The following is a 12,376-nucleotide window of genomic DNA, read 5'->3' on the forward strand; positions in this document are numbered from 1 at the left end:
AGGCGGCGTTTGGGTTCAGCGCCGCCTGTCGCTTGCGGGCGCTCCTACGAGTGTAAGCCGCTGGGACCTAATGGCATCTGTGCGGACTTTCCCGATATTGCACATCTCTGGCAGAAAGACCGTTCCTGCACGACGCTACACATCAAGGATGATCGGACAGTGGTCCGAGACTTCCGGATCGTAAATGACGTCAAACCCCCTCACGGCATCCTGGTCGTTGATCAGCATGTAGTCGGCGAAGCGTCCCGGCTTTTTGTAGTGCGAGTTCCGGGTGCCGCCGAACCCGTGGGTTGTTACGAGTTCGGTCATTCCGGCATCGGCAAGGATCGAGAACGTCTTGCTATCTGGCTCGACGTTGAAGTCTCCGCAGATCACCGTCAGTTCGCCTGGCTTCGCCACCTGGCTTGAAAGATCGCGCAGCCGGTGCGCTTGTTCGGCACGTTGGGGCGTGTCCATTTTTCCAGCAAGGTCCCGCAGCCCGTGCATGTGCGTGACGCTCAAGGCGCGGTTCGCGTCATAATCCCAAACGCGCACCCCATGGGCGCTTCGAGAGCGCGGGTGATCCCCGAAGCCAACGGGAGAGTAGTCTTTGTGAACGAAGCCTTGGGACTGTCCGATGACCGGGAAAGCGCGATGCACGAAGGTCGCCAAACCCCACTGCGAAGGGATAGACGTGTCGCCGTCCCACAGGACGCCTTGTGCCGCGGGACAAAAGATTGCCACGTGGTCCGGCAGCGCCGATGCGACGTCGCGAAACAGGTTCGCGCGTTGGGGCAAGACGTGATCGCCGTCGCGATAGGTTAGCCAATGCTTCTCGGACGAAGAGCTATGAATGACCTCTTGAAGGCAAAGGATATCGGGTGCGGTCGCAGCCAGATAGGGCAGCATCACTTCGTACAGCTTGCCTCCCCAAGCGTTCAAACACATGATTTTCATAAGCCGCCACTCTCCTTAAGGCTAACCTTGGGTATAATGCCATCAAGGTGCAACAAGGGCTTGAGCCGGACTTTCACCACGCCCAACCACTCTCCCCAGCCCGCAGCTTCCCCACCATCGCGTCGCACATCTCAATTGCAACATAGGACCTACGCCCTATACCAACGTCATGCCCCGCGCCCCCTTCCAGATTGGTGATCACGCCGTCGAACCCGGAACACGGCGCACCGTCGATCTGCCGGTCTCTGTTTTGTCCGACCATACGCCCGTCACGATGTCGGTGCATGTGGTACATGGCAAACGTCCCGGCCCTACCCTGTTCATATCGGCTGCCGTCCACGGGGATGAGATCATCGGGGTCGAGATTGCGCGCCGCGTCCTTGGTGCGTCCCAACTCGACACCCTCAAGGGCACACTATTGGTCGTGCCGATCGTCAACACCTTCGGCTTCCTGAACCACTCGCGCTACATGCCCGACCGGCGCGACCTGAACCGGTGTTTCCCCGGTTCTGCTGCCGGATCACTCGCCGGGCGTCTTGCGCATCTGTTCATGACCGAAATCGTCGCCCGCTCTGATATCGGCATCGACCTGCACTCGGCCGCGATCCACCGCACCAACCTGCCGCAGATCCGCGTCTCGGCCAGCAGCCCAGACACCCTGCAACTGGCGCAATCCTTCGGCGCCCCCCTCGTCATCCGCGCCAAACTGCGCGAGGGGTCGCTGCGCGCCGCCGCCCGCGACACCGGCGTCGACATCCTGCTGTACGAGGCTGGAGAGGCGTTGCGCTTCGATGAGATGTCGGCCCGCATCGGTGCGTCCGGCTGTCTGCGCGTGATGCAAGCCCTTGGCATGATCGCCAAGAAAGGTCTCGGCCGCCGTGCCGACCGCCCCGTCACGGTCAAAGAGTCGTCCTGGGTCCGCGCGCCCGCCGGTGGCCTTTTGCGCCTGTTCCGCGAGTCGGGTGAGACGGTGGACGAGGGCCAGACCCTTGCCACCGTGTCCGACCCCTTTGGCACCACCGACACCGACCTGACCGCGCCTTTCGCGGGCGTCATCATCGGGCGTGCTACCATGCCCATCGTCAACGAGGGCGACGCGGTCTATCACCTCGCCAGCGTCCCGGTCACCGACAGCGAAGACCGTCTGACCCAGCTGGCCGCCGATCTCGAAGCCGACCCGATGTTCGACGAAGACGAGATCCTGTAGCGCAGCACCTTCCGATGCCCGCGCAAATCCCTTAGATGGGGCAAAAGCTCATTCCAATCGAAAGGCGCATTCCGATGGCCGCTTACAAGTTCGTTTACCACATGGACGGCGTCTCGAAGACCATCCCCGGTGGCAAGAAGCTGTTCGAAGACATCAAGCTCAACTTCCTGCCCGGCGTGAAGATCGGCGTCGTGGGCCAGAACGGCGCGGGCAAGTCCACGCTGATGAAGATCATGGCCGGGATGGACAAGGACTTCACTGGAGAGGCTTGGCACGCCGAGGGCATCCGCGTCGGCTACCTTGCGCAGGAACCGCAGCTGGACGAGGCGCTGGACGTGCGCGGCAACGTGATGATGGGCGTGGCCGCCAAGCGCGACAAGCTGGAACGCTTCAACGAACTGGCCATGAACTACTCGGATGAGACCGCCGAAGAGATGGCCCGGTTGCAGGACGAGATCGACGCCGAGAACCTGTGGGATCTGGACACCGAGGTGAACATCGCGATGGAGGCCCTGCGCTGCCCCCCCGATGACGCGCAGGTCTCCAGCCTGTCGGGCGGAGAGGCGCGCCGCGTGGCGCTGTGCCGTCTGCTTCTGGAAAAGCCGGAAATGCTGCTGCTCGACGAGCCGACCAACCACTTGGACGCCGAGACGATTTCCTGGCTGCAACAGCACCTGATCGACTACGACGGCACCATCCTGATCGTCACGCACGACCGCTACTTCCTTGATTCGATCACCGGCTGGATCCTGGAGTTGGATCGTGGGCGCGGCATTCCCTACGAGGGCAACTACTCCGCCTGGCTGGAGCAGAAGGCCAAGCGGCTGGAGCAGGAAGCCCGTGAGGACAAGGCCAAGCAAAAGACCCTGTCGCGCGAACTCGACTGGATCAGGCAGGGCGCGAAGGCCCGGCAAGCCAAGTCCAAGGCCCGGATCGCATCCTACGAAAAGCTGGCCAGCCAATCCGCGCGGGAACGGATCGGCAAGGCGCAGATCGTCATCCCCAATGGCGAGCGTCTGGGCGGCAAGGTGGTCGAGGTCGAGGACCTCAAGCTGGTCAAGGGCGACAAGCTGCTGATCGACGGCCTGTCGTTCTCTCTCCCGCCCGGTGGCATCGTCGGCGTGATCGGCCCAAACGGCGCGGGCAAGACGTCGCTCTTTCGCTGCTTGACCGGTCAGGACCAGCCCGACGAGGGCAAGATCGACTGGGGCCCCACGGTGCAACTGTCCTACGTCGACCAGTCCCGCGACGCGCTGGACCCGGAAGCGACCGTCTGGGAAGAAGTCTCCGGCGGGTCGGAGATCATCGATCTGGGCGACGCCGAAATGAACTCTCGCGCCTATTGTGGTGCGTTCAACTTCAAGGGCACGTCCCAGCAGAAGAAGGTGGGCCTGCTGTCGGGCGGCGAGCGCAACCGCGTTCACATGGCGAAACTGCTGAAATCCGGTGGCAACGTCCTCCTGCTCGACGAACCTACCAACGATCTTGACGTGGAAACGTTAAGGGCGCTTGAAGACGCGCTCGAAGATTTCGCCGGCTGCGCCGTCATCATCTCCCACGACCGCTTCTTCCTAGACCGCCTCTGCACCCATATCCTTGCCTTCGAAGGCGACGCCCACGTCGAATGGTTCGAAGGCAACTTCGAGGCCTACGAGGAAGACAAGGTCCGCCGCCTGGGCGAAGAGGCGACCCGTCCGGGCCGGGTGAAGCACAAGAAGTTTGCGAGGTAGATTTGGAACGGAAACAGCTCAAAGATTTTATCAGTTTGGGCGTTTCGTGTCAGTATCTGAAACGCGCTAGGAGCATCGGTGATCTGCCGTATCGTGGTGATGGCTACGTGCGGTACAACATTGTTGAGTTTTCGCGCATCTTGAGGGCGAACAACTTAAAGGTTTCTTTAAATGCGGCGCGAATGCTGCTCGCGCCGATTACATTAAAATTGGATGAAAGTTATCCGGAAGATTCCGGCGATGTTATGACTAGGGATGAGTTGAGTTCGATCTCTGAAGCAATCAAACAGCTTGAAGTCGTCTTAGATGCCGAGTCACCGGAGGTGTCGGCCTTCTTTCCGATAGAGAAAAGGTACAATACCGACCTTCTACTAGATAATATAGGTGCGCTGTTCGGGACTGATAGCTTCGAGAAGCTATCAGAGAACTCTAAGGCGGACTTTGCTGAAGCTGGGAAGTGTATGCTTTTTGAAAGAAACACTGCGGCTGCGTATCATTTGATGCGCGGATCAGAGGGAGCGGTGAAGCACCTCTACAAATGCGCAATTAAGAGGAACCGCAGAAAGAATCTGACTTGGGGGTCCATGGTAGATCACATGAATGAGCGCGGTTTACTGTCAGAATCTTTGAAAGGCACCTTAGACAATTTCAGAAAGGGCTTCCGAAACCCAGTTGCTCATCCGGAAAAGTTTTACTCTAGTGACGAAGCACAGGACCTCCTCGGGACAACCACTCAATTGGTGAATCTGATCGTGGCTCACGAAAAATACGACGACTGTTAAGAAATCCGGCCTATACTTCACCCCTTACCCATCACCTTCCGTATATCTTTCAACCGCTTCTCGTGCGGACATCGTTCCACGCAGGCGGTGCACCATCCCTTGCGCAGGGATCATCATCTGTTCGTAGGTCATGTGCGGGCGATTGATGCGGGCCTGCGCGACCTTGCGGAAACCTGCCACCGGGGTGCGGTGATGGTACTGACCCTTGATTTATGGCTGCGCGAATGTTATTGCAGGGGTGCTGAGACGACCTCTATCGATCCCCTGTCTATCCCTCGCGGGCCGCAGCGTACTCGATCAGGCACCTTCTGCCGCTCTGTTGCACTTCCGCGAACAGGTTGATTAAGACAAGGAATATTCACATGGCCACTGGCACCGTGAAATGGTTCAACACCACCAAAGGCTTCGGCTTCATCGCTCCTGACGATGGCGGCAAGGACGTCTTCGTGCACATCTCTGCCGTCGAGCGTGCTGGCCTGACCGGCCTGCAGGACGACCAAAAGGTCTCCTTCGACCTCGAGTCCGGCCGCGATGGCCGTCAGTCCGCGACGAACCTGTCGCTCGAGTAATTCAGCGTCCTCGGACGTAGGAAAGGCCGCCCTTCGGGGCGGCCTTTTTCGTTTGAAACGCGGTTACTTGAGGTGCTTCTTCGCGGTGCGTGCAGCACCCTTGGCGAGCTGCGCCTTGGGCGATGAGCTGCGCGTCGTGGTGGCCGTGCGACGACGACCGCTTGTGGCGCTGGAAAAGACGCGGCGAAGGATGGATCCGATGGACATGGCGTTACTCCGATACTTGTGAATACAAAGCCAAACGTGCGTGCGCCGTCCCTGTTCCGCCTAGAGTTGCGCCACAACCTCGTCGCGCAGCGCTTCGATCTCGGACGTCCAGGCGCCCTTCCCCATTTCCAGCACGCCTTTGCCCAGGCCAAGGCTTTCCGCATAGACGATGCGGTTGCCCAGAACGGCCGTGGCACGCGGCACGTTGCGTTCGGCCAGCGCGCCTTCGATGTCCGACGACACCCGCGTGCCCGGCTTGAAGCGGTTGAGCACCACCAGCGGCGGTATCTCCAGCCGTTCGGCCAGTTCCAGGATCGAATCGAGCGCCCAGAGATCGACCTGGCTGGTCGCGACGGGCACCAGGACGAGCGATGATTCCCGCAACACAGGCCGCAAGTCGCTGTCGACCTTGGGCGGCGTGTCGACGATCACGAAGTCCACCGCCTTGCGCATCTTCTTGGTCTCGTAACCCGCACCCCACGCGCTTGCAGTGCCGAAGTCTATGCCTGCATCGCCCATCGCCTCGTCACGGGTCATGAACCAGTGGCCGGTGCTGCCCTGGGGGTCGGTGTCGAGCAGCGCGACCGAGTGGCCCGCCTTGGCCAGCGCGACCGCCAGATTGACGGCGAGCGTCGTCTTGCCGGACCCGCCTTTTTGCTGCGCAACGGTGATCACATGGCCCATGAAGCTTTCCCTTTATGCTGCAGCGCAGAATAGTGCTTGCCCCAACGACACGCAAGCGCGGCGGGCTTTCGCCGAAAACGCGGCAACACCTTGCCGATGGGCGTGGGCCTGCGCAGACTCAGCCGAAACGGGCAGGAGACGACACGATGAACATGACACGACGCACGGCAGGCTTCGGCTTGCTGGCATTTGGCCTCCAGGGGTGCATCGGAAACCCGATGGCCGGGCCATCCCCTGCGGTTGCGCGCGACACGATGCCGATGGTCGCCAATCCCGGCTGGGACGCGTGGGTTGCGAACTTCCGGCCGCGCGCGACGTCATCCGGGATCAGCGCGGCGACCTTCGACCGCGCGTTCCAGGGCGCGGGCTACATCCCCGGCGTGATCGAGCGGGATCGCAATCAGACCGAGTTCAGCCGCACGCTGGAAGACTACCTGCAAATCGCTGCCGGGCCGAAGAAGGTCGCCGCCGGTCGCGCGGCTTATGCCCGTCAGCAGAACACGTTGCGCGCCGTCGAGCAGCGCTATGGCGTGGATGCCAAGATCGTGGCGGCGATCTGGGGCGTAGAGAGCAACTTCGGAGAGCGACGCGGCGACATCAACACCGTCTCGGCGCTGTCGACGCTGGCCTACGACGGGCGGCGCGGCGCGTTCTTCGAGCAGCAATTGGTGGCCGCGCTGCGAATCCTGCAGAACGGCGATACGGCGCCCGCCAACATGGTCGGCAGCTGGGCCGGTGCGATGGGGCACACGCAATTCATCCCCACAAGCTACCAATCGCTTGCCGTAGATTTCAACGGCGACGGGCGGCGCGACATCTGGTCGGACGATCCGACCGACGCGCTGGCCTCTGCCGCCAACTACCTTGCCAAGAACGGCTGGCGCCGGGGGGGGCCGTGGGGGATGCTGGCCAGACAAGGCTCTGGCGGCACCGTCATCCAGCCGCAGCCGGGCGGACCGACGTTCCGGGTGTTCCACAACTTCAACGTCATCAAGCGCTACAATAACTCGACCAACTACGCGATCGGCGTCGGCCATCTGGGAGACCGCATCGTTGGTGGCCCGGCCATTGACGGCCCCTTCCCGCCCGACCAGTTCGGTCTGACCAAGGTGCAGCGTCTGGACCTGCAGCGCCGCCTAAACGCGGCGGGCTTCGACGCCGGAGAGCCGGACGGAGTGATCGGATCGGGCACTAAGGCAGCAATCGAGGGGTATCAGCGCCGCGCTGGCCTTGCGGTGACGGGCGAGCCTTCGGTCGCGTTGCTGCGGGCGCTGGGCGGCTAGAAAAGCGGTCTTGGTTCGGCACCCGACGCGGGCATGAACGCCGCCCGCGCCGGATGTCCGGATTCTAAGCGCCCGGCCCCATTGATCTTGGTCAGCGCGCCGGGTCGACCGGTTGCCATGGCGATGGCGGCCTCGACTGGCACGCCAACGTCGTTCACCATGAAACGAACGGCATTCGCCATCGTCAGATCGGCCCCGGCCAGCGTGCCATCTGCAAGGGTAAGCCGTCCGTCGGCCCGGCGGATTTCGCGCCCATTTAGCGTGAAGCGGTCGATTGGCGATCCTAGCGTCGCCATCGCGTCCGTCACAAGAAACAGCCCGCCCGGGCGGGACGCCTGTGCCGCGCGGATCGCGGCGGGATGGACATGCACGCCGTCTGCGATCAGCCCCATCGCGATGCCGGGCGTGTCGAGCGCGGCCCCCACTAGGCCCGGCGCCCGGTGAGACAGCGGGCTCATCGCGTTGTAAAGATGCGTGACCATGCTGGACCCGGCGGCGAAGGCGGCGCGGCACTGGTCGTAGTCGGTATCCGTATGGCCGAGCGAGACGATGGCCCCCGCCTTCGCGAGCGTTTTGATCTGCGCGGGTGTGACGCTTTCGGGGGCGACCGTGACCAGCAGGATCGGCAGGTGCGCAGCGGCTTCGCAAAGCAACGTCAGATCGTCCGCGTCCATCGTGCGGATCAGGGCCGGGTCGTGCGCTCCGCAGCGGGCGTGCGACAGGTGCGGGCCTTCGAGATGTAGGCCCGCGACGCAGGTGTCGCCCTGCGAGATGACTTGCTGGGCGGCGTCGATCGCCGCGCGCGTGCGGTCGGGTGTATCCGTGATCAGGGTCGGCAGGAGCCAGCCGGTGCCGGTGGCCGCGTGGGCTTGGGCGATCTGGAGCAGGCCGTCGGCGTCGGTCTGATCGTTGAACATCACTCCGCCGCCGCCGTTTGCCTGAAGGTCAACGAAGGCGGGGCAGATCGTGCCTTCTCCCAGATCGCGGCATTCGATGTCTGGTTGCAGATCAGCGATTGGAGTGATGCTTTGAACGATACCGTCTTGCAGTATCAAGGCCGCGTTCGGATGCTGGATCAGCCCGTCGTGGATGGTGGTGGCGGTGTAGGCGATCATCATGCGTTACCAGCCAGAGTAAGCGCCCCGTCGAGCGCGTCGCCCGTTGATCGTGTGAGATGGGCCATGTTCGAAGCGGCAAGCCAGGCGGCGTATGTGGGTCCAAGGCCACCGGTCAAGCACAGGCGTGCGCCAGGCGTGAGGCCGAGAGTCGTCAGCGCGCGGTCCAGATAGGCCGCGCCCTCTGACAACAGAGAGGCCGCGACCGGATCGGCATCGTCGGCCAAGATTAGGGGTGTCAGCGCTGCGAAATCACGTGGGGTCGCGGTGCGGGCGAAGCGCACGATACCGGCGGCACCGGCGTGGCGGTCGATCAGGTCGCGCGTGAGGTCGGAGTGCGGGATCAGCCCATCGACGGCCATCAGACACCGCGACAATGCCATGCGCCCCAGCCATGCGCCGGATGCCTCGTCCCCCAAGATCAACCCCCAGCCGCCCAATCCGCGAACCGTGCCGCCCGTAACACGGGCCACCGTCGATCCGGTGCCGACGGAAATGACGAAGCCGTCCTCTTCGCCCAGCGCGCCAATGGCATGCGTAGTCCGATCATCCGAAACGGTGCAGCGTGCGACCGGCAGATCGTCGGTGAACGCGGTGCCGACCGCTTGAGCATCGGCCTGATCCACGATGCCTGCCAAACCGAGGTGAGCCCGCGCATCCCGCATCACACCATCGGCCAAACCACTTTCGTCAACCGCAGCCCGCACCGCATGCAGGACATTCCGCACGGCCCCGTCCCGATCAGTCGTCGCGTTGGCCGGACCGCCTTCGGTGCGGACGACCGAGCCGTCGGGCGTTCGCAGGGCAACACGACAACCGCTTCCGCCGCCATCCACACCGATCAGCACAGGGTTCTGGTCGCTCAAGAGAGTTCCGATCGTTCAAGCCGCCTGGCCCTAGGAACGATACTTGGCTTCTTTGGTAAACCCCCTCGCAGCGGCGGACCTACATGGCCTGCTGCATGATCCCGGTCAAAGTCGCACCGTCGAGCGACACCGGGTTGCTCTTCATGGATGAGGATGCGTGAGCCTCATCGGCCACCTGCGCGGCAATCTCCGGCGTGACACCCATATCCCCAAGCCGCGGCAGACCGGCGGCGTCGATCCATGCCTCCAACGCCGACAAGCCGTCATCGCTACCGAACGCGGCGGCGATCCAGCGTTCGATATCCGTGCGGCGCGGCCCGGATATCTGGGCGAAATTCGCGCGCAAGGACGGGCATAGAAGGCGCCCGCACAACGCGCCATGTGCCGCGCCGGTGTGGCCGCCCAGCGGACCGGCGAGGCCGTGAACCACGCCCAGCCCGGCATTCGCGAGAACGATGCCGCCCGTGAGGCTGACCAGCGCCATGTCGTCAAACGCATCCCCATCCGGTGCCTCGATCACGCGGCGGAGGGCGGCCAAGCCGCGCGGGATGGCATCGCGGCAGAGCGCGTCGGTCAGGGGGTTCGCTTTGCTCGAAAGGTAAGGCTCGATCACCTGCACCACGGCGTCGAGGCCGGACGCGAGACGCACCGAGACCGGCGCGCTTTCTGTCAGCGCAGGGTCGACCAGTGCAAGTCGCGCCAACATTCGATCATCGCGCAAGGATACTTTGCGCGCGTGTTCGGGCACCCCGATGACGGCGTTCTTCGTAGCCTCTGCGCCGGTGCCAGAGGTCGTGGGGATCGCGACGAAGGGCAACGGTGCGACGTCCAGCGGCACGCCATCACCCACCACTTCAAGATGGCGCATCGGATCGCTGTCGGACGGGATCAGCGCGGCCAAGGCCTTTGCCATATCCAGCACCGCACCACCGCCGAGGCCGACGACCACGTCCGGCAGGTTGTCCTTGGCCGCCGCGATGGCCTCACGCAGGCTGGGCAGATCGGGCTCGCCGCGCGTCTCCAACACCTCGCCACCCAGCTTGCCTTGCAACTCCCGCGCGCGATCCGCAGAGGAGCGTCCGTGAACGATCAGCGGACGTGCGCCCAAGGCTGCGATCTCGTCGGCGGCGGTATCGAAGAGGCCGCGCCCGAAGGCGATGCGGGTGGGGAGTTGCAGGGAAAACGGCATGTCGCGGCTCCGGTATCGGACGAGTTCTCAAACGAAACCGGGGCGCGCGGTTTCCCACACGCCCCGGAACAGCAGTCAGGCGATGAGGATCACTGCCAGGACTGGATCAGCTCATCGTAAGAGATGGTCTGCGGCTCTTCCCGCTCGTTCTCCATCGCGGGCTTGGGTGCGCCCGGCTGCTCCAGCCAGTACTCGGCGCCCTGCTCGTCATTCAGGACCGGACCAAGATCACCCTGCACGCCGGCACGCTCAAGGCGCGCCATCACGTCCTCCATGTCCGAGCACAGCGTATCGAGCGCTTCCTGCGCCGTCTTCGCGCCAGACATGGCGTCGCCGATGTTCTGCCACCACAGCTGTGCCAGCTTGGGGTAGTCCGGCACGTTGGTGCCGGTGGGCGACCATTGGGTGCGCGCGGGCGAGCGGTAGAATTCCACCAGACCGCCCAAACGATCCGCACGCTCGGAGAAGTGGTCCGAGTTGATGGTGGATTCGCGGATGAAGGTCAGGCCCACGTCGGCCTTCTTCACGTCCACGGTCTTCGAGGTCACGAACTGCGCGTAGAGCCAAGCCGCTTTGGCGCGATCATCGGGAGTGGAGTCGAGGATCGTCCAAGACCCCACGTCCTGATAGCCGACCTTCATGCCTTCTTCCCAGTAGACACCATGCGGGCTGGGGGCGAGGCGCCACTTGGGCGTGCCGTCTTCGTTCATCACCTCGGGGCTGTCCACGAGTGGGGCCACGAAGGTGGTGTACATGAACATCTGCTGGGCGATGTTGCCCTGCCCCGGAACCGGACCGGCTTCAGAGAACGTCATGCCGGCAGCAGCGGGCGGCGAGTAGTTCTGAAGCCAATCGATCGCCTTTTCGACCGCGTAGACAGCAGCAGGCGAGTTCGTCGCACCGCCGCGATCCATGCAGGCGCCGACGGGCTGAGACTGCTCGTTCACACGGATGCCCCATTCGTCGACCGGCAGGCCGTTGGGCTCACCCGTGTCGCCCATCCCGGCCATGGACATCCATGCGTCGGTGTAGCGCCAGCCAAGCGACGGGTCCTTCTTGCCGTAATCCATGTTGCCATAGATTTCCTGATCCACGCCCATGTGGCTTAGATCGCGGCCGGTGAAGAAGGCGGCAATGTCCTCATAGGCGGCCCAGTTGACCGGAACGCCCAACTCGTAGCCGTATTCGTTCTGGAAGTCGGTCTGGTTCTTCTCGTCGTTGAACCAGTCATAGCGGAACCAATACAGGTTCGCGAACTGCTGGTCGGGCAGTTGGTACAGGTTGCCGTCCGGACCGGTGGTGAACTGGGTGCCGATAAAATCATCCAGGTCCAGAGTGGGCGAAGTCACTTCCGATCCTTCACCAGCCATCCATTCGGTCAGGTTGCGGGCCTGCCCGTAGCGCCAGTGGGTGCCGATCAGGTCAGAGTCGTTGACGAAGGCATCATAGACGTTCTGGCCGGATTGCATCTGCACCTGCAGACGCTCGACCACGTCGCCTTCGCCGATCAGGTCGTGGGTGACGTTGATGCCGGTGATCGCGGTGAAGGCCGGAGCCAACACTTGCGCCTCATACTCGTGGGTCGTGATGGTTTCGGACACGACGTTGATGTCCATGCCTTGGAACGGCTCCGCCGCATCCACGAACCACTGCATTTCGGCTTCCTGCTCCTCGCGGGTCAGGGTCGAAACATCACCGATTTCATTATCAAGGAACTCCATGGCTTCTTCCATGCCCGCGAATGCAGGCGCGGAGAGAAGCCCAAGCGCCACCGTCAGTGCGGTGGTCGATCTAAGAGCAACGTTCAT

Annotated in this window: 12 protein-coding genes; 5 read left to right on the forward strand and 7 right to left on the reverse strand. The window is 63.0% G+C overall.

The window, feature by feature from the left end:
- Positions 1–135 precede the first annotated feature (135 nt).
- Entirely contained in the window at positions 136–936 is an 801-nt protein-coding gene (locus FIU81_RS12315) for an endonuclease/exonuclease/phosphatase family protein (RefSeq protein ID WP_124111198.1), read from the reverse strand.
- Between the two features lie 169 nt (positions 937–1,105).
- On the opposite strand from FIU81_RS12315, the gene FIU81_RS12320 reads away from it, so the two are divergent.
- The 4 genes from FIU81_RS12320 to FIU81_RS12335 all read left to right on the forward strand — a co-directional run bounded on the left by FIU81_RS12320 (position 1,106) and on the right by FIU81_RS12335 (position 5,224).
- Entirely contained in the window at positions 1,106–2,143 is a 1,038-nt protein-coding gene (locus FIU81_RS12320; RefSeq protein WP_124111197.1) for a succinylglutamate desuccinylase/aspartoacylase family protein, read from the forward strand.
- A gap of 74 nt (positions 2,144–2,217) precedes the next feature.
- Positions 2,218–3,873: an energy-dependent translational throttle protein EttA gene (gene ettA, locus FIU81_RS12325; RefSeq protein ID WP_124111196.1), complete on the forward strand. Its 1,656-nt coding sequence runs from the start codon at positions 2,218–2,220 to the stop codon at positions 3,871–3,873.
- 2 nt (positions 3,874–3,875) lie between these two features.
- Positions 3,876–4,655 (forward strand): hypothetical protein, encoded by a 780-nt coding sequence (locus FIU81_RS12330; RefSeq protein ID WP_124111195.1) that lies wholly within the window; start codon positions 3,876–3,878, stop codon positions 4,653–4,655.
- A gap of 362 nt (positions 4,656–5,017) precedes the next feature.
- On the forward strand, positions 5,018–5,224 hold the full coding sequence (locus FIU81_RS12335) for a cold-shock protein (RefSeq protein WP_124111194.1): 207 nt from the start codon (positions 5,018–5,020) through the stop codon (positions 5,222–5,224).
- 63 nt (positions 5,225–5,287) lie between these two features.
- Here the strand turns inward: FIU81_RS12335 and FIU81_RS16775 are convergent, their stop codons facing one another.
- Both FIU81_RS16775 and parA read right to left on the reverse strand, forming a co-directional pair.
- Positions 5,288–5,431 carry a hypothetical protein gene (locus tag FIU81_RS16775; RefSeq protein WP_172971472.1) on the reverse strand — a complete coding sequence of 48 codons (144 nt, stop codon included), beginning with the start codon at positions 5,429–5,431 and terminating at the stop codon, positions 5,288–5,290.
- 60 nt (positions 5,432–5,491) lie between these two features.
- On the reverse strand, positions 5,492–6,115 hold the full coding sequence (gene parA / locus FIU81_RS12340; protein ID WP_124111193.1) for a ParA family partition ATPase: 624 nt from the start codon (positions 6,113–6,115) through the stop codon (positions 5,492–5,494).
- Between the two features lie 146 nt (positions 6,116–6,261).
- Between parA and FIU81_RS12345 the strand changes: the two genes are divergently transcribed.
- Positions 6,262–7,398: a lytic murein transglycosylase gene (locus FIU81_RS12345; RefSeq protein WP_124111192.1), complete on the forward strand. Its 1,137-nt coding sequence runs from the start codon at positions 6,262–6,264 to the stop codon at positions 7,396–7,398.
- Here the strand turns inward: FIU81_RS12345 and nagA are convergent.
- The 4 genes from nagA to FIU81_RS12365 form a co-directional block, all read right to left on the reverse strand.
- Entirely contained in the window at positions 7,395–8,513 is a 1,119-nt protein-coding gene (gene nagA, locus FIU81_RS12350; RefSeq protein WP_254695915.1) for an N-acetylglucosamine-6-phosphate deacetylase, read from the reverse strand. The two genes, FIU81_RS12345 and nagA, sit on opposite strands and share 4 nt — an antisense overlap.
- Positions 8,513–9,379, reverse strand: a complete 867-nt coding sequence (locus FIU81_RS12355; protein ID WP_172971473.1) for a BadF/BadG/BcrA/BcrD ATPase family protein — start codon at positions 9,377–9,379, stop codon at positions 8,513–8,515. Before FIU81_RS12355 ends, nagA begins: the two co-directional genes overlap by 1 nt.
- Positions 9,380–9,458: 79 nt before the next feature.
- Complete coding sequence (locus tag FIU81_RS12360) at positions 9,459–10,568, reverse strand: iron-containing alcohol dehydrogenase (protein ID WP_124111189.1); 1,110 nt, start codon at positions 10,566–10,568, stop codon at positions 9,459–9,461.
- Positions 10,569–10,657: 89 nt separating this feature from the next.
- Complete coding sequence (locus FIU81_RS12365; RefSeq protein WP_124111188.1) at positions 10,658–12,376, reverse strand: ABC transporter substrate-binding protein; 1,719 nt, start codon at positions 12,374–12,376, stop codon at positions 10,658–10,660.

Source organism: Palleronia sp. THAF1, from assembly GCF_009363795.1.
GTDB lineage: Bacteria > Pseudomonadota > Alphaproteobacteria > Rhodobacterales > Rhodobacteraceae > Palleronia.